This window comes from Niastella soli (genome assembly GCF_017742245.1).
Classification (GTDB): domain Bacteria; phylum Bacteroidota; class Bacteroidia; order Chitinophagales; family Chitinophagaceae; genus Niastella; species Niastella soli.
The window spans coordinates 115840-132697 of the sequence record NZ_JAGHKO010000005.1; the positions used below are offsets into that span (position 1 = coordinate 115840).

19 protein-coding genes and 1 tRNA gene are annotated in these 16858 nt (G+C 39.4%); 14 read left to right on the plus strand and 6 right to left on the minus strand.

From position 1 onward, the window contains the following. Window positions 1-135 precede the first annotated feature (135 nt). On the minus strand, window positions 136-1767 hold the full coding sequence (locus tag J7I42_RS35640; RefSeq protein ID WP_209140827.1) for an ATP-binding cassette domain-containing protein: 1632 nt from the start codon (window positions 1765-1767) through the stop codon (window positions 136-138). 671 nt (window positions 1768-2438) lie between these two features. Between J7I42_RS35640 and J7I42_RS20980 the strand changes: the two genes are divergently transcribed. Next, window positions 2439-3332, plus strand: coding sequence for a hypothetical protein (locus J7I42_RS20980; RefSeq protein WP_209140828.1), 894 nt, complete (start codon window positions 2439-2441; stop codon window positions 3330-3332). Window positions 3333-3339: 7 nt separating this feature from the next. On the opposite strand, the gene J7I42_RS20985 is transcribed toward J7I42_RS20980, so the two are convergent. From J7I42_RS20985 to J7I42_RS21000, 4 genes are all read right to left on the minus strand, one after another. Further along, entirely contained in the window at window positions 3340-3795 is a 456-nt protein-coding gene (locus tag J7I42_RS20985) for an NUDIX domain-containing protein (RefSeq protein ID WP_209140829.1), read from the minus strand. Between the two features lie 3 nt (window positions 3796-3798). Further along, window positions 3799-4737, minus strand: coding sequence for a magnesium transporter CorA family protein (locus J7I42_RS20990; protein WP_209140830.1), 939 nt, complete (start codon window positions 4735-4737; stop codon window positions 3799-3801). A gap of 98 nt (window positions 4738-4835) precedes the next feature. Continuing rightward, window positions 4836-5621 (minus strand): diaminopimelate epimerase, encoded by a 786-nt coding sequence (dapF, locus tag J7I42_RS20995; protein WP_209140831.1) that lies wholly within the window; start codon window positions 5619-5621, stop codon window positions 4836-4838. A 92-nt stretch (window positions 5622-5713) separates the two neighbouring features. After that, window positions 5714-6589, minus strand: coding sequence for a nucleoside phosphorylase (locus J7I42_RS21000; protein ID WP_209140832.1), 876 nt, complete (start codon window positions 6587-6589; stop codon window positions 5714-5716). Window positions 6590-6738: 149 nt separating this feature from the next. On the opposite strand from J7I42_RS21000, the gene J7I42_RS21005 reads away from it, so the two are divergent. From J7I42_RS21005 to J7I42_RS21055, 11 genes are all read left to right on the plus strand, one after another. Then, window positions 6739-6809, plus strand: a tRNA-Cys gene (locus J7I42_RS21005). A gap of 200 nt (window positions 6810-7009) precedes the next feature. Next, window positions 7010-7432, plus strand: a complete 423-nt coding sequence (locus J7I42_RS21010; RefSeq protein WP_209140833.1) for a site-specific integrase — start codon at window positions 7010-7012, stop codon at window positions 7430-7432. Between the two features lie 39 nt (window positions 7433-7471). Then, window positions 7472-7978 carry an SMI1/KNR4 family protein gene (locus J7I42_RS21015; RefSeq protein ID WP_209140834.1) on the plus strand — a complete coding sequence of 169 codons (507 nt, stop codon included), beginning with the start codon at window positions 7472-7474 and terminating at the stop codon, window positions 7976-7978. A 57-nt stretch (window positions 7979-8035) separates the two neighbouring features. Beyond that, the gene (locus J7I42_RS21020; protein ID WP_209140835.1) at window positions 8036-8563 is read left to right on the plus strand and encodes a hypothetical protein; all 528 of its coding nucleotides are present in this window, start codon (window positions 8036-8038) and stop codon (window positions 8561-8563) included. A gap of 59 nt (window positions 8564-8622) precedes the next feature. Beyond that, on the plus strand, window positions 8623-9024 hold the full coding sequence (locus J7I42_RS21025; RefSeq protein WP_209140836.1) for an SMI1/KNR4 family protein: 402 nt from the start codon (window positions 8623-8625) through the stop codon (window positions 9022-9024). A gap of 49 nt (window positions 9025-9073) precedes the next feature. Continuing rightward, a complete protein-coding gene (locus J7I42_RS21030) occupies window positions 9074-9430 on the plus strand; it encodes an immunity protein Imm33 domain-containing protein (protein WP_209140837.1) in 357 nt (118 codons plus the stop codon). A gap of 108 nt (window positions 9431-9538) precedes the next feature. Then, window positions 9539-10264, plus strand: coding sequence for a DUF4262 domain-containing protein (locus tag J7I42_RS21035; RefSeq protein WP_209140838.1), 726 nt, complete (start codon window positions 9539-9541; stop codon window positions 10262-10264). 91 nt (window positions 10265-10355) lie between these two features. Beyond that, window positions 10356-10742 carry a DUF2750 domain-containing protein gene (locus J7I42_RS21040; protein ID WP_209140839.1) on the plus strand — a complete coding sequence of 129 codons (387 nt, stop codon included), beginning with the start codon at window positions 10356-10358 and terminating at the stop codon, window positions 10740-10742. Window positions 10743-10847: 105 nt separating this feature from the next. Next, a complete protein-coding gene (locus tag J7I42_RS21045) occupies window positions 10848-11306 on the plus strand; it encodes a DUF4265 domain-containing protein (RefSeq protein WP_209140840.1) in 459 nt (152 codons plus the stop codon). A 171-nt stretch (window positions 11307-11477) separates the two neighbouring features. Then, window positions 11478-12350, plus strand: coding sequence for a hypothetical protein (locus J7I42_RS21050; RefSeq protein WP_209140841.1), 873 nt, complete (start codon window positions 11478-11480; stop codon window positions 12348-12350). Further along, the gene (locus J7I42_RS21055; RefSeq protein WP_209140842.1) at window positions 12350-12985 is read left to right on the plus strand and encodes a hypothetical protein; all 636 of its coding nucleotides are present in this window, start codon (window positions 12350-12352) and stop codon (window positions 12983-12985) included. The genes J7I42_RS21050 and J7I42_RS21055 overlap by 1 nt, the downstream gene beginning before the upstream one ends. Before the next feature lie 478 nt (window positions 12986-13463). Here the strand turns inward: J7I42_RS21055 and J7I42_RS21060 are convergent, their stop codons facing one another. Next, window positions 13464-14723, minus strand: coding sequence for a hypothetical protein (locus J7I42_RS21060; RefSeq protein WP_209140843.1), 1260 nt, complete (start codon window positions 14721-14723; stop codon window positions 13464-13466). An 859-nt stretch (window positions 14724-15582) separates the two neighbouring features. Here J7I42_RS21060 and J7I42_RS21065 point away from each other — a divergent pair. Together J7I42_RS21065 and J7I42_RS21070 are read left to right on the plus strand one after the other, a co-directional pair. Further along, window positions 15583-16146: a hypothetical protein gene (locus J7I42_RS21065; protein ID WP_209140844.1), complete on the plus strand. Its 564-nt coding sequence runs from the start codon at window positions 15583-15585 to the stop codon at window positions 16144-16146. Window positions 16147-16151: 5 nt separating this feature from the next. Beyond that, on the plus strand, window positions 16152-16538 hold the full coding sequence (locus J7I42_RS21070) for a hypothetical protein (protein ID WP_209140845.1): 387 nt from the start codon (window positions 16152-16154) through the stop codon (window positions 16536-16538). The last annotated feature ends 320 nt before the right edge of the window (window positions 16539-16858 follow it).

Genomic DNA, 16858 nt, shown 5'->3' on the forward strand with positions numbered 1-16858 from the left:
ATAATCTCAATTGCCAATGGTTAGCGGGTGTTGGTTTACACACCTGTATGCTGATACGCTTAAAAGAAAGCTTAGGTTGCTATTTGATTGCTGATTTCTATACGCTGATCAATTTAAAAGGGTTGGGGAGATGAATTACAGGGTTATAATCTTATTACAAAAGGATAAGCTCTTTTTGTTGTGGGTGATCAGTAGAATGATCCTTCCTGCGGCCGCCAGTTGTTGCAGGTGGTGCAGCAGTTTTTCTTCTGCTTTTTCATCCAGCTCACTAAAGGGTTCGTCCAGAATAAGTACGTTGGCCTCCTTATACAAGGCCCGCGCCAGGGCAACGCGCTGGCGTTGACCACCACTGATGTTCTTTCCGTTTTCTGTAAGCGGGGTGTTTATGCCGGCTGGCAGTTTCGACAGCCATTCTGAAACGCCTGCCATATCAAGGGCTTTGTGCAACCGTTGTTCATGAGGAGGCTGTTCGTTGAGTGTAATATTGGCCAGCAGCGAATCGTATATGAAGAAGGGTTGCTGTTTTACGTAGGCTATTTGTTGCCAGTATTGTTTTCGTTGCCCGCTGTCCACCAGTTGTTGATTGATGCGTATTTGTCCGGTATGGGGCGAAATAAACCCCAGGAGGATATTCAATAGGGTAGATTTGCCTTTGCCTGAACGGCCATCGATGCCAACCAGGTCGCCGGGTTGTAACTGACAGGAAAAATTATTCAGTATAGGGTGATGATCGTAAGAAAAACCTATCTGTTCGAAGGTAATAGAAAAAATAGGTGGAAGTTGGTTCTTGTCTGGTTGTTTTTGGGCCCGTCTGTTTTGTTGTACGAGGTCATTAATAGTAAAGGAATAGGTGCGTATTTGTCCAACCGCGTTCAGGATGCGGGCAATGCCCGGAATGATCTTATAAGCAGCCGCAATAAAAGCTCCAAGGGTGACATATCCGCCACTTCCGATGGCGATCAGCAGCATTAAGCCAAACACCGCAAATATTTCAGCCAACCGGGCCGGTAATGCCTGTAATGATTGCAGGGATGATTGGTGCTGGTTGAGGTGCTGTTGGGCAATAGCATATCGTTCGGTAAAGAATTCGTTCCTTTCGTAAATATTACTTTCCACAAAACCCGAAATGGATTCATGCAGGCGTTGCCACATGCCCGTGCGGCTGTTTTTTATATAGTCGCGTGCATGGTGCAGTTTTCGTTTGGTTAGCCAGCCTGCCAGAATAATCGGCGGCAGTAATATGATAAGCAGTAACAGGAACAATTTCGCATTGAACAGCAGAATGGCTACAATAGATAATATTATCAATGCCATTTCAGTAAACACCTGTTGCATACACAACAATACATGCTGGCAGAACTCCAGGGGTTGTAAACTGATCTTACGGGTGAATACCGAAGAGTCGGTATGAATATAATCCGAATAATTCCCTTCAAGATATTGTAACATATTGTTTCGCGAAATGCGGGAGGCAACCTGGTGCACAAACCGGGTTTGCCGGGATTGAACAAGATAGGCAGCCAGGTTCTTCAGACTATATACTATAAAGAACAGGATGATGAGCAGCAGGGAAGAACGGTTGAACAATGCATTGGGAAGTTGAATGGTATCAACGGGTTGCGTGTAGAAATGTATAATGTAAAGCAGGATGGCCAGGGAGGTAATATCGGCCATACTGATAATAAACGTTAACCCGGTGAACAGGGCCCACTGTTTTTTTTCGTGATTGGTTAATATGGTAAGTACTTTACGTAGAATAGCTATCACGTGTGTGTCACTTTTTATAAGGGTGAAAACACCCAATTTTTCCGACTTTTAATACCTGTACGGAAAAACCTGCTCAGGGGTTGCCGCCATGATGTGATCTGGAAGACTTCTCAGTTAGCGCTTTCTGCGTATCGAAAAATGATAATATTATTTTTCGATAATTAGTCACGCGGATTTGTGACAAATGGCCGGGGCATTCGTGATAAAATCGCCTGTTTGAAATTTGGCGGCCTGCTGTTTAAAAACTAATATTGTTTACCGTTAGTAGTTGCTTCTGCAATAGATTGTACCGACATCAGAAAGGCCGTTCCCTTACTTTTTTTGGACCAATTACAAGGCTGAATAATGCTGTGCACGATTGAGCCGTTGGCAGTCATACCTTTAAATTATTTTGCCTCATATTGGATTAAATAATAGTTATCAGTTCCTTACATATGCATTAAGAAAAGTTAAAATCACATAAGTGTTTTCTGTAAGTTGTAAATTTGGTTGATCAATTGGTACAGCATATTATTGCAGCCCGTTTTTAATTCTACTGCTCTGTTTATGGTTTAGCCTGGAATTGCTTCAGACACAGGATTTACTTTCGTTTTAACTCGCCCCTTAATAACTATCACTCATACTCAGGGTGATATACAGGGTTTTATTGTTAACTGTTGAACCTTATCATCATGAAACTTTATCTATTATCTTCCCACCCAATCAATTGCTTCTTTTTTATTTTATTGGTATGCCTGATGCCGATCCCTGAAATGGCCTTAGCCAATATTACCTGGAATGATACCGCATACTATTATAATGAACGTGGTAAATTATTATGGGTCGATGTGCATGCGGCGCAACCGGCCAGTTATGTAATAAAAACAAATAAAACATACCAGCAGGTATTTGCCGATATACCGCCCAATGATACAACTGTACAATTAAGTGCTGATTATAATACTGCATGGGTGTCAAACATTGAAAGACCAGTGGCCCGGCAAGTAGCCTGGTTGATACGGAATGGTAAGATCAATGATCCGCTGGTACTGGAAAATATAGTGCCCATACTTGATAAGCGGACCATACGGCGGATGTATGATAACATCATTTCGCGATGCACAACCAGTGATGCGCACCAGTATAAGGAACATGGGGGTGTCGTTTTGCCTGACGGTACTGTAACCTGTATAACCGGGGATCTTTCTCATGCACAATGTTTACAGGGCGCCAGTTTATATCTCAAACAAAAAGCGCTGGTGTATTATCATAGCCATCCCGATGCGTTATTGGAGCAGCGTACAAATTTCGCTGATGCTCATAATCCCAACCGGGTTCAATTTTCACAATCCAGCGAAATAAGAACTATAAGTTATGTACAAGGCCCATCCCGTCAGGACCAGGAGTCGGTAGGGGAGGGAACAGGGTATGTATTTGGGATAAAGGACAGTGGCGGTCTTATTTACATTTATGACAAAGAAGGAGTTAAGGCAACGCTGCCGGTATCTTTTGTAAAGAAGATGAATAGGCTTCCCGCCAGGAAAGTGAAGAAGAAAACAATAGAAACATATTTTGCCGGCGTTTAGCCAAACATTACATCGCCTTCAGCATCCTGGCTACTATTTTGTCGATAGGCAGGGTGACAGAACCATCTGAAAATTCATTCCAGTCAATAAAGCGGAAAGTCTCTGTTTCGCCTTTGTCTTTATATACAGCCAGTTGTTGTTCGTCGAAGTCGAAGGGTTTTTGACGAAGGGGGACTGTAATGGGTTCCATGGCGTGTGCGAAGTAGTATATAGAAATGATCTGGTGTTCTGGATTGAACGCACTCATTTGAAAGTAATCGGTAGTATAGATGTGATCGCCAACATGTACATGGAGGTTCATTTCTTCCATGAATTCCCTTTTTAAACAATCACGGGTGCCTTCGCCAAATTCGAGGCCACCACCGGGAAACTTGGTATAATTGCCGCCACGAATATATTCATCGCTTACCAGTACTTGTTTGTTTTCACCGAGGAGGATTCCGTATACACGTATGTTGAACATGGATTAAAATATCTTTTTCTTTAAAAAGAACCAGCCAATTACCAATGAGATCACCAATGATAAAAATACCGGTATATAGAATGCAAAGGGAGAATGTGCATAAGGGATCGGTACGTTCATGCCATAAATACTGGCAACCAGTACGGGCAGCGACAATACGATCGTAATAACCGATAAACGTCTTAATACTTCGTTCTGGTTATTGGCAATGATACTGGCAAATGCATCGAGCGTACTGCTCAGGATGTTGGTATAAATGTTGGCCATTTCCAACGCCTGGGAGTTATCGATGATAAGGTCGCCCAGGAATTCTTTTTCATCTTCATTCAGACCCAGGAAATTGGTACGCTCAATCTTCATCAGCAACATTTCGTTCGAGCGCAGGGCCGTTACAAAATACACCAGGCTTTTCTGGATGCGCATCAACTGCAGCAGGTGTTCGTTCCGGCTGGCTGCATACAGTTTTTGTTCCAGTATATTTCTACGTTGATTGATCTCTTTCAAATATTCGAGGTAGGTCTGAATGATCTTTTCAATGATCTTCAGCACCATCATCTTCCGGTTATCGGGATGCCGGTTCTGGAAGGTGTTCAGGAACTTCTTGATAGCGCCGTTCTCGAAAGAATTCACCGTAACTATCTGGTTGTGGGTAATGATGATACAGATAGGAATGGTGATATAGTAAGCGTCGCTTTCGTTGAAGGAGTTGTTTTCGGTAGGGGTCTTAATAACCAGCAGCTTTACATTATCAGCTTCTTCAAAACGAGTCCGTTCATCAATATCCAGCGAGTCGGTAAGGAATTCGAGCGGAATATCGAGCGAATTGGACAATTCTGAGAACTCCTCCTGTTTCAATGGTGGCAGAATGTTCACCCAGGAGCCGTTTTCGGGCTTGTCGATCGCTATAGTTTGATAATTAATATTTTTGAAGTACTGGATCATAGGCGGCGCAAAGGTAAGGCCGCTTTTTGATTAAAAGGGAGTAAATTTTTGATTAACAGCATGAAAAACCCCGACAGAACAGTCGGGGCTATATGGAGTTAGTTAATTGTTAAGCTTCCTTCGAAAACTTTCTCGGCCGGGCCGCATAACCAGATGTTGCGAAAGACATCCTCATCGGTGCGATCGAATTCAACAGATAATTTTCCACCCTTGGTTTGAACCGTTACATCGTTGAAACCCCGTTCGTTATGGTAGCATACCAGGGCACTGGCAGTAACGCCGGTACCGCAGGAAAGGGTTTCATCTTCCACCCCACGTTCGTAGGTGCGTACAATTATTTCATCGTTATTTTTACGTTCAACAAAGTTTACGTTGATCCCATTTTGGGCAAAGGTGTTACTGTTGCGGATCTCTTTTCCTTTCTTGTAAACATCAAAATCCAACACGTTGTGTGTCATTTTAATGTAGTGGGGTGATCCGGTATCTAAAATAAAATCGCTGTGGTAGTCTTTAATCCCATCCACGTCTTTCATTTTAAGGCTAACGATGCCATTATCGTCAATTTCGGCATCATGCGGGCCATCAACAGCTACAAAGTGGTATTTTTCTTTACGGATGCCCATATTATAGGCAAATTTGACCAGGCAGCGGCCGCCATTGCCACACATGGTGCTTTCACCGCCATCAGCATTATAGTATTTCATCTCAAAATCGTACCCGTTGGCATTGTTCAATAACATCAACCCATCGGCGCCAATCCCGAAACGGCGGTTGCACAAAAAGCGAACCTGTTCGTTTGTCAATCCATTATAACGTTCGTCGCGGTTGTCCAGAATTACAAAATCGTTACCTGTTCCCTGGTATTTGTAAAAGATTAATTCCATAGTTGATTGTTCCTGTTACAATATTACTACAAACAGGGTTAGAACCATAAAGGCCCTGTTTATTATAACATATTGTTGTTTACTTGGTTCAATTACCAGTTATTGATGATCTCCAGTGCATTTTTGATCAATTCTTCAATGGCCGCCTGGCTGTCTTTGGAAAATTGTTTGGTAACGCGGTTGGCAACAATGGCACTGATCGACAGGGCATGGTGGCCCAGCAGTTTCCCTAAACCATAGATGCCGGAGGTCTCCATTTCAAAATTGGTAATGCGGTGAGGGCCAAAAGCAAACTGGGTGAGGCGGTCAATGAGGTGTGGGTTGCTTAATCCAAGACGTAAAATGCGTCCCTGGGGGCCGTAAAACCCCGGACAGGTAACAGTAATGCCGTGGTGGAAGTTGTTTACAAAATGTTTGATCAGGTGGGCGCTGCCGCCACAGATATAGGGTTGAGAAATGCGTTGGCTCAGTTGGGTTTGCGTAATAAATGACTGTAACAGCTGTTTTTCTTCCTCATTTTCTTCATACCGGTAAAAGTTCAGCAGGTTATCGATACCCAGGCCATGGGTAGAAACTACAAAACTGTCGACAGGGATATCGGCCTGCAAGGCGCCGGAAGTTCCAAGCCGGATGATGTTCAACTGGGTAAGTTGAGGTTTGATGGTACGGGTGAGGAGGTCGATATTTACCAGGGCATCGAGCTCATTGAGTACGATATCGATATTGTCGGGACCGATGCCGGTAGAGATAACGGTCAGTCTTTTTTTGCCTAAAATTCCGGTATGGGAAACGAATTCGCGGTGGCTGCGTTTGTGTTCTATCCGGTCAAAGTGTTTACTTACCGTGGCTACCCGGTCGGGGTCGCCTACGGTGATAATGGTATGGGCCAGCTCCTCTGGACGCAGGTCGAGGTGGTAAACTGCCCCCCGATTATTGATGATCAATTCCGATTCCTGAATTCGTTGCATAAAAAAGGATTAAAAAGGTTGTTCAAATATCCGACAAATATCCTACTTTTGCACACCCCATCGGGTTGGGTATGAAATGGTTCCGCTCCATTTCGGCAGAAGTTGAAGATTTTTATAATTCGAATCTGCTTGTTACCTTAGAGTTAAATGGTTCCGTGGCCGAGCGGCTAGGCAGAGGTCTGCAAAACCTTTTACAGCAGTTCGAATCTGCTCGGAACCTCAGGAAAGAAAGACTGTCAGCAATGACGGTCTTTTTTTATTTGTATGATAATATGGTTCCGTGTCCGCTAAGCGGAACGAGTTCGCGGATCAGGTAGAAATGTTAAGGACAATACAAGCATCATATGGTGGCTCCAAAGTGGGGCGCAAAGGAGATATTTCGAAGCAGATATATTGTTAGCGAAGTGGTGCAGAGGAGGCATGAAAATTAATACCGTTGGTAAAACAGTCAACCAACTACGCACCTTTTTAATAAACCGAGCGAAGAAAAAGATTATAGCAACTATTGATTTAAGTGACTGGGATGTTGTAGGCGAGGAAGTGGATGCTGAATATCTTAACTGGGAAGAAATTGAAAAAATATGGAAATTAGATCTCACAGGCCATGCTTTCCTTCAACCCTATCGCGATGATTTTGTATTAGGTTGTTTGACCGGCCTTCGGTTCTCCGACTTTTCTGTCTTGGAAAGCCCGGATATTCGTGGTGAGTTACTTTACAAGAAACAGCAGAAGTCCTGCCGCCGGGTAGTTATACCGTTACGCCAGGCCGCAAAGGATATATTAGAACACCGGTTTAAGGAAGACTATGAGCCACTAACCAATGCTGAATTTAACCCCTTATGATTACGATAATGCTATCAAATGGTTTGTAAAAATAAGTGAATGACTATAAATAATTTAATCGAAGAACTATTGTTATTCTCGGATAAAATAATTACGTTAAAAGCACCTGTGAGTGAGGAATCTATAATTGCGTTTGAAAGAAATCATAATATAAAATTGCCCAAGGACTATATTGAGTTGGTAAGAAAAATTAACGGTTTAAGTTTAATGGGTACAATTATTTATGGAGTAGGCGAAGAAACCTGGGAATTTTCCCTTGACAAGAACTATAAATTAGAACATGAGGAAGTCGCGAATCCAATGTACGATTATCTAATTCCTTTTTCACCAGATGGCGGTGGTAACCATTATTGTTTTGATACCCGTTATATTGATGATGATTCATGTAATGTGATATTTTGGCAACATGATTATCCATATACAGTTGATGATCCTCCGGAGATAACAAATCCTTCGCTTACAGAGTGGATAAAAGAGGTGGTAATTGATTGGACATTGGAGGACTATAACTACGATGGAAGTGAAAAGTTTAAGCCAAATACTTAATACGAAATAATTAAGAGCTACAGAACCGCTGGCGCTTTGCCTCAAGAACCAACTAAAATGAATTCTAAACAGGTCAATTTTTTTCTGGCTCCGGAAGATTTTCCCAAGGTACTTGCTTTTTTAAATGAAAATAAATGCGTGGTATATAAAAGGGATGCCGATACGAAAGAACCAATTAGATATAATTATAACGAGGAAGGCATATATCAGGTTTGTATTTGCAAGGAGGGGCGAACGGCATGTCTGTCGTTTGTATATATGGAAAACCGTAAGGAGTATTATATTGACATACTTAAAAGTAACTGCATTGAGTTTTCTTTCGGAGGATTTTATCCCTATAGTGACAAGGAGTTGCATAGGAGCAGATTTTATTTTGTTACCAGATACTATAAAGGTGATGAACTAGTGAAAAAAGATGAGGAATTTCTTATCTGGGCTGAAGATGTTCGAAAGAAATTCAAGAAACAATTCTTGATAAAGGCAAAGGAACTGGATAATGATTATGTGACAGCAAATTTCATTGAATGGGTAAAAAGAACGGGAGCAAGATCTACGACTGACGGAAGTAAGTTTGTGGTTGAATGAACTGCTGTTGCAACCGGTGGTTCACTCGCTTTATGTCCGCAAAAAAATAATAAATAATTATGGAAAATAAACTGCTGGATTTAATTGCAAGTCGAATAACCAGCGGAATTGAATTATCCGATAAACAGGTCACACGGTTGCTTGAAGAACTGGATATTACTTTGCCGGCAGATTATATTGAATTTTTGATACTTTTTAACGGTTACGAAGGCTCATTATCAGATAATGTATATGTTTCTCTTTGGAGCCTAGGTCTTTTAAAGGAGAACAATGAAATGTACGCGGTAAAAGAATTTGCACCAGAGCTTTTTCTAATAGGTTCGGATGGTGGAGATACTGCTTTTTGCATTAATCGTGAGAATATTTCTTATGTTAAGGTGCCTTTAATTGGACTATCGTTGGAAGATGCCACATTTCTTGGGAATAATTTTAAGGAATTCATAAGAGCTATAAGTAAATAATCTTAATAATGAAGAAGGACATTGAGGCGAAAAGAAAAAAGGGGTAGTAATGCTTGAAAGAGAGTTTTTAGAAAGGCAAAAAGCAATCTGCGAAAAATATGGTGCGAAATATATGGCACCCCCATTCGATAAATTGGTGGAGTTAGCCCTTGAGAGCTTTAATGAATTTAACATGCCAATAAATGGTTTGAGACACCCAATCGAAAGTGAGCACTCAGTCAGTTGGTTTATTTGGGCTGGTGAATATTCTAACGCTGACGATTTTTTAAAACCTGTGCATGTATCTCATTTACTAGACATTTGCCCCAAAGCGATAAATTATTTAGGTCTAACATCGGGTTGGAGATTTCTATTTGACAATATATATGAAGATGTGTGGTATGATACAAATCTACTTGTGATTTAAACCCATGCATCCCCTTGGTGCCTAGTCATTAAAAGATGTCGATCAAAAGCGGTATCTTTTTTATTTTATCCCATTAACGGGCCATGCAGAGTTTCATCTATGATAAATATGAATAAAAAGCAGGATTTCAAGGAAATAATTCAATCAAATATTAATCAATATGGATATCATATTACAGTAGTACGAAGTGGTAGCCAACCCCGGTATGCCTATACAATAGGATTGAGAGAATTATTAAATTTTGAACTAGTGTTTGCGGGAGCAATTTATTATATGTATGAGGAGGTAATACACATAGTTAACAACGTTGTTATAGCGCTTAAAAGGAATGAAAATCTTGATGGGAAAATTATGGTTGGTTCCTTAGGTAGATTTTCACTTATGCCTGTTGACCTTTCCTGGAGTAGGTTAATGCTGTTGGGTATTTTTGATTATTATAAGAATGATGACATAAATGTTTATCAAATTATTCCTGATCAATACCATTATACACTTGATATACCTGATATGTCAAAGGAATGGAACGTTTCATCAGAGCCTGTTTGGCAATGGTTGGTTAATAAATGGGAATATGAAGTTCCTGAAAATTCAACTGTTGTTACAAATGTCAAAGCTCTTTTAGGTGAACCGATTACCGAAGTGGTACGAGTAGAAGAAAATGAATGGGAAATGTTTGCAGGTGCCGGTCCGGATGTAGATAAGAAGGATATGCGGGTGGTGTCTTTAGGAACTATTCTTGGTATTGATAGCACACTTTTGCCATCAATTCATCTTGAACCTGGTAAAGGATTGTGGAGAGGAGATGCGGATTTTGAATGGAATGATTGGGGATGAGTTTGATTTTGCAAATTCAGGAACAAGGGCCTTTAAAGAATAGAATAGAATGGAAAATTATGGACAGTCCGTTTGAATTAAACTTTAATTTATGCCTTCTAAAAAAGAGATAGAAGAAGTACTGAAATTAGACGCAGAAAAAAGATTCAGTTATACGATTAAAAGAATAGCTGATTTTGAGTTTGTTTGGGCTATTGGTGACCAACACGGATTTGCAAATTACGGAGATGACAACGGAAATGTTGCTTTTGCTATTTGGCCATTTGAAGCCTATGCCGCATTGTGCTGTAAGGCAGACTTTGCGAATTGCAAACCAGAAGCTATTGAACTAGATTTTTTTCAAGAAGAATACCTAACTGATTTTAAAGATCGTAAAATGAGGCTGGCAATTTTCCCTTTGCCTACAGACAAAGGAATCTTAATTGATATAGAAGAATTTGAGCAGCGGTTACAAAAAGAATTGGATGAGTACTATTAGCTTGATGGAACTAATAAATCCTACCTGAGACTTTGTTACCGATCCGAAGTGTAAAGTTATTTCGGACTTGCAGATGATGTAATTAATTAGCGTTAAATTATTAACATGAAAGCAGCAATTGATAGCAATAATAATTATAAGGTCCATTTTGTTTATTCAAACGATGAAGGTAACATAGAAACTGAAAGCATGTGGGCCGAAAAAGTTGGTGATTATTATAAGATACTGAATACGGCTTTTTTTGCGCCCAATATTGCATATGGTGATATCGTTAAAGTTGAGGATGACGATGGCGTTCTTTATTTTGATGAGCTAATTGAAGAGTCTGGCCATAGTACAATTCAAATGATAATATTTGATAAGGATCATCAGTCGATGATTGAAGATGAAATAGTGAAGTTTGGATGTGGTTGGGAGGGTAGCCATATTAAAAATTATATTTCCATTGATGTTCCCTCAGAAGTTTCATATGCTAGGTTCAGAGAATATTTAATGAAAGGACGAATGGAAAGCAGGTGGGATTTTAAAGAAGCTTGTTTAAGTCAGATTCATGAAAGCTCATAATTAATCAGATATAAAAAGGCCGCAGCAGTCACCTTGGCTTTTTAGTCAAGAAGCAAATCTAAGGACCGTCTGCACAAGACGCTGTTCATTATCGGCAAACATAGATAAAATCATTATATATGACCGCAGACGAATTTGTAAAAGGTTTTTACCTAGAACGCCAATCACTTATTGAAACTTACTTTAGCGACAGTAAGACCGACGACTACTTATCAGGAAAGTCCTTTTGTTGCTATGCAAAATAATCCAACTTCAAAATTTGATTGGCTGGGCAATTATTTTAGCTGGGCAAATCCAACCGTAGAAGATACTTATCATAAAATGAGAGAGGAAAATAACAAAAGGATGGGAAGATATTTGAGTGAATTGATAAGTACCATGAAAAGTGGTGAAGAAGGCAAGGGAATAGATAAACGGATTAACCAGTTGGCTTTTCTAATTAACGAGCATGCGGATCTTAACTCTCAATGGGATGAAATGGAGGGTTCTAATGTTGAATTTCACATATCAAGTGAAGATCCAGGTAAGGGACTTTTGGGTTTAACAACTTTTGACTTAGGAAAATCCCCAAAAGAGAATAGGGTTAATATTAAGCTGGGAAAACATGATAAAGACCTTATGAATATGGCGCATGAGTTTAGGCATGGGTATGGCATTATGGCAGGGGAAATACTTGGAATTGGGGGCAGAGCAGATCCTTTATATGATTTAACTGATGAATTGGTTGCTTATAATACCGGTTTCTTGTTTGGAGATGGATATGCCGTTGATCATGTTGCTAATGGCTTTTTTGATAAAAAATGGTTTATGCAAAATCCAGAAGGTTACAGCAGCATAATAGGGAAAGATGAATCGTTGACTTTAAATACATCAGCGGCAGTATATTTTAAATATAATCCTAATGAAAGGCTCTCTGTAATATTAGGTAATGCCAAAAATGCAAACTTAACCGTTAAAGATGCAATGGATATAATAAACAATCATAACCAGGGCTTAAATCGTAAACCTGTTTATTATTACGGCTCGCTCTTAAATAATAGATAATGAAGAACATGCTATTGTTTGCCTTGGGTTTAAATATTGTTATTCCCACAAAGGCAGTCTGTCAAAAGTTTGAAAAAAAAGAAATTTCGAAGGAGGAAAGAAGTAAAGGCTTAATATTAAAATTTCAGGCAGGTTATAGAGAAAAAGTAGAAAATTTAAAATTATTTTCAGATAGCACCTTTTTGTATGAGGTAATATCTATGGCTGAGAGAGGGTTCAGCAAAGGAAATTGGGTTCGTAGAAATGGAGTTCTTATTCTATCAAATCCGTTTAAAGAAAATAATGTGCCAGTTATTGTAAACTTCACATATGACACATCTTTAAGGGGAGTTAAATTTAAAATGGACGACGTGAAAAGTTCAAAAGGAGAAATTATGAGTGAGGCAATGATTTGTGTTAATGCCGATTCAATAAAATGCATTCCATTACTTATGTGTAATACAGATGATATTGATTCTATAACAAAAGTCAAACTTGTGTTTGGACAGGGGATGTCTTCAAAATGGATAGCTGCACCTACCGATCCATTTAATGTCATATCAATAACAGTTCAGAGCGATTTTGATTTATCAAGCTTTCTACCCTTTAACAGGAAGTTTAAATATAATAAAATGTCATTGATAGAAGTTAAGTAGATTTAATATAAACGTTCTAATGTCTGGAATGTCGAGAGAACTTTAGATCGATATCAGTTGAGGAGGTGCCCTGAATTGAAATTCGAAAAAGGGTTTGCGGATTTTAAGTAATTCTCATGGCAAATAAAGCACTCCTTTATAAATCTCTTAAATTTGTAAATAACGAGTTCTTCTATATTATTTACAGTAATAATAAGGCAAACATGCCCATTTTACTCGACCATTGCTCGACTAAAAAACGCGATTCTTGATTTCCAATTAATTATAGAGGTTTGACGAATCTGCTCGGAACCTCAGAATCAAGGATCGTCTCGGCTTAGCCGAGACGATCCTTTTTTGTTTTTACGGAACTTAACAGCAACGCTTTTTTTTTCAGTCTTTTATAATAGCAGTCACCGGTAACGGCTTCTTACTTTTATTACTCCATAACATAGTTGACTCCGCGACCGCGGGGAATGTTAGAGCAAATTCCAGCAAACTATTTAAAGTGGTAGCCCACCCATAATGTATACATAGAAGGCTTGCCTAAAATATAGGAATAGTTAACAAAACTGCCGGCAATATTTCCTGTCAGACCTATTTCCAGTTTGTTATTAATAACGGTTCCGGTTTGAATGTTAACGATTATCCAGTGTTTTTCATAATCCAGGTAATTGTCTGTTACGCTCTTTCCGTTATATGCAAATCTGGTTAACCGGTTTGTGGGATAAGATGAAATGGTTAATCCTAATTGTGCGCCTAGGTAATACCTGAAATTTTCTTTTCGTATAATGTTATAGAAAAGACCTATAGATGGCGTAAAGTTGTTTTGCTTAGTATCATATTCCAGTGTGTCGCCAGGGATGGTAGGAAAGGCGGATGTGGTTGTTTTACTGGCTTTATATTCAGTAGAACTATATGATACCTGAACTCGCAGGGCAAGATCACGTAAATTTCTTAATGCAAAAACATCCATGCCGGCCGTTATAACAGGAACGATTTTACTTTTAAAATCCATGCCAGACAACGTATAGTTTTCCCCGGAAAATTTCAAATGGGTGTACATGGCGCCTGCACCGACAAAAAAAGACACGTAGCCTTTTTTATTATAGTCAGAAGTATAGGCAACCCCACCGGATATTTTGTTCAATGCAGTAACCACAAGGGCTATTTCCTGTTCACTATAGGCAATTCGCCCGATCTTACGTACCATCTTTTCATCGGCTTTTTGATCTGTAGCGTATTTATCTAACTGGTTCCGGTAAAGGTTACTGGTAATTAAACCGATGCCGCTTTCGTTGAAGTAACGTTTATAGATCAGCTCAATATATTCTTTGCTGTTATCCTGAATGTAGTAGTGTGCTTTAAAATCAACCAGTTCATACAGGTTCAAAACCTTGCCGGTTACAATAGTTCTTAAAAAAACTGTGTCTGTTATTGTGCTGTCGGGCGGCAAGGATGTTAGGGCCGATAATTCAACCGGCGACATGTCTTTTTTAACAATGGCTTTTATGTACATATCGAAGCCTGTTATCTGAAACATTGTTATGTCTTCAAGAGTAAATTTTTGGAAGCCTTCAGATAATGAGTCCTTCTTAAAGCGTATTGATTCAGGGTTTACTTTCCAGTTGCGATAGTCGATCCACCCATGCAACGTATCACCCTTTGACAGTACAACCAGGCCTTGTTTATAATTTTTTTGAGCGTTTAACTGGCAAAACAGCAGTGCTAACGAAATCAGGCAATATAAGTGTTTCAAGAATAAGTGTTTAATGGTCAAAAATTATAAAAAATAAGCGTACTAACAAATTCAATTTCGTGGATATCTTTGGTAAATGGAATTTTCTTCTTCATTATACCGCCTCAGTATGGAAGTGCCAGGAACCTTTCGGATCAGGTTGAAAGTTGGGGGATTTAAACACAACCGTTTAATATGGGTTCGAGTATTATCGTTCGGAATTTCTTTTCATCTCCCCTCGGGGAAATACCTGCTTTTCTTTAGTAAAGGCATAATAAAAGCCCGGCAATACCCTAGTCAGACATAGTGCAGATCCTAGTGATATATATCACTTATATACTAAATATCCCACCGAACGGCAAGGAAAATCCCACAAAAATGCCACTGAGCAGTGGCGTTTTAGTGGCATTTCGGTGGCGTTTCAGTGGCGTTTTTAGGCGGGAAATGGCCTGTAGTACTACATCTGGAGAGAATCTGACTAGAAGTAAACTGCAGGATGACCAGGACTTAACATGGTCTCGGTATAGATATGCACCTATTTCGGTGGCATCTAAGCGATAATCGGCCTAAAAAGCCTTTGGTTGCGCCGAATGGAAGTTATCCTGTTAAAGGTAAGATAAGGGCCGGAATGGTTTCTTATGGCGCTACAGGCAGGTTGTGCGAGGACAGCCCATGTCATTTTAAAAAAGAGGTTTACCATTCCTGTAAGTGGGGCTTAATGTAGGGGAATGGGTAGGAAACGAACCGCTCTACCCAGAACCAACATTTGGAAGATTTGATGGGTATTCAAAGGCATAAATATATTATAGTGCATTGTTATGATACTATCAAATAGCATTAACCGGCATTTAGTATAGTGAAATAGGTTTATTTGAGAGTGATGAAAACTGCCTTACAATATAAGCATCTGACAATTGAAGTATTTGACGACTCTTCATTCACTCAGACTTCAGATAGTCCTACATCATACGATAAAATTTACCAGTCTGAGAAAGGCAAAGAGTTTGTACCGGTATCACAACATGCAATAATTGTTTATAGCGATCATGTAAAAACTACAAGTGCTATTTTGCTTGCTACTGCCGGTGCAACATCGGTCACGCCCGACTCTGTGCTTTTAGACAACGATAATTTAATTGCCAGATGCTGTAATACTGTTTTTTGTCTGGCACTTCCCGATCTTAACCTTAACTGGATGATAGAAGCTGATTGGGCCACTTGTTTTTCAATACATAATTATCAGGATTCTTACATTACGCACGGGGAAACGTCCATTGCGAGAATTGATAGAAAAGGCGATTTGCTTTGGAGTTATAGCGGAGCAGACATTTTTGTTTGTCTTGAAGAAGGAACCTCTTTTGAAATGCATGACAATTATATTGAACTAACTGACTTCAATGGCAGAAAATACAAGATTGATTTTAATGGCGAAACTATAGCGTGAATAATATGACTATTAACAATTCTAATTTAACGATGGAAGAAACAATAGGCTTGAAATTACTATGGAAAATATTTGCAGGAAACAATATGAAAATATTTTTTGGTAGCAAAGACTTAAAAGCTGCACAAAAGGTTTTAATTCTTTATAATGTTGTTGCTTTTATTGAAAATGAGATTGACGGTCTTGATAATTATTTGTTACAAACAAGAGAAGGAGGAAGTGTATATGGTCTTGACATGTCTATGAGGTTCAAGAGACCAGAGTATGCAGATTTTATAGAGACTTTTTTGTTTGTTAATCAGCAAGGACCGAATATAGCTTTCAGAGCATTGTCAGAGCGAGTAAAATGGTGTGATTTTGATGAATTATCATCTGATGACCTCAACTATTGATTACATACAACATAGTGATGGTGCGTTACACCCCCCCAGTTGCCAACTTATACATTTTAGACTTCCTTAATTCTTCGATACATTGTTGCATGCGTTCCTGCTCCGTTAATTTTTCGAATTCAGCACTTGTGCACACCATCAATAACAGAAGGCCTATACGAGTTTTCATAGTTTCAGCAAAATACATATTTTTACCTATGCCGCAAATAACCCAAGCTATAGACTGGAAGACGGGACCGATATTATTCTGAGCTCTGTCCCGGAAACTCGGTCTACCAGGATTCTATCTAAAGTTATAAGAATCCTACCATTTATCCAGA

Coding starts and splice junctions, on each gene's coding strand:
- J7I42_RS20980 (WP_209140828.1), top strand. CDS start 2,439: ATGAAACTTTATCTATTATCTTCCCACCCAATCAATTGCTTCTTTTTT.
- J7I42_RS20985 (WP_209140829.1), bottom strand. CDS start 3,795: ATGTTCAACATACGTGTATACGGAATCCTCCTCGGTGAAAACAAACAA.
- J7I42_RS20990 (WP_209140830.1), bottom strand. CDS start 4,737: ATGATCCAGTACTTCAAAAATATTAATTATCAAACTATAGCGATCGAC.
- dapF (WP_209140831.1), bottom strand. CDS start 5,621: ATGGAATTAATCTTTTACAAATACCAGGGAACAGGTAACGATTTTGTA.
- J7I42_RS21000 (WP_209140832.1), bottom strand. CDS start 6,589: ATGCAACGAATTCAGGAATCGGAATTGATCATCAATAATCGGGGGGCA.
- J7I42_RS21010 (WP_209140833.1), top strand. CDS start 7,010: ATGAAAATTAATACCGTTGGTAAAACAGTCAACCAACTACGCACCTTT.
- J7I42_RS21015 (WP_209140834.1), top strand. CDS start 7,472: ATGACTATAAATAATTTAATCGAAGAACTATTGTTATTCTCGGATAAA.
- J7I42_RS21020 (WP_209140835.1), top strand. CDS start 8,036: ATGAATTCTAAACAGGTCAATTTTTTTCTGGCTCCGGAAGATTTTCCC.
- J7I42_RS21025 (WP_209140836.1), top strand. CDS start 8,623: ATGGAAAATAAACTGCTGGATTTAATTGCAAGTCGAATAACCAGCGGA.
- J7I42_RS21030 (WP_209140837.1), top strand. CDS start 9,074: ATGCTTGAAAGAGAGTTTTTAGAAAGGCAAAAAGCAATCTGCGAAAAA.
- J7I42_RS21035 (WP_209140838.1), top strand. CDS start 9,539: ATGAATAAAAAGCAGGATTTCAAGGAAATAATTCAATCAAATATTAAT.
- J7I42_RS21040 (WP_209140839.1), top strand. CDS start 10,356: ATGCCTTCTAAAAAAGAGATAGAAGAAGTACTGAAATTAGACGCAGAA.
- J7I42_RS21045 (WP_209140840.1), top strand. CDS start 10,848: ATGAAAGCAGCAATTGATAGCAATAATAATTATAAGGTCCATTTTGTT.
- J7I42_RS21055 (WP_209140842.1), top strand. CDS start 12,350: ATGAAGAACATGCTATTGTTTGCCTTGGGTTTAAATATTGTTATTCCC.
- J7I42_RS21065 (WP_209140844.1), top strand. CDS start 15,583: ATGAAAACTGCCTTACAATATAAGCATCTGACAATTGAAGTATTTGAC.
- J7I42_RS21070 (WP_209140845.1), top strand. CDS start 16,152: ATGACTATTAACAATTCTAATTTAACGATGGAAGAAACAATAGGCTTG.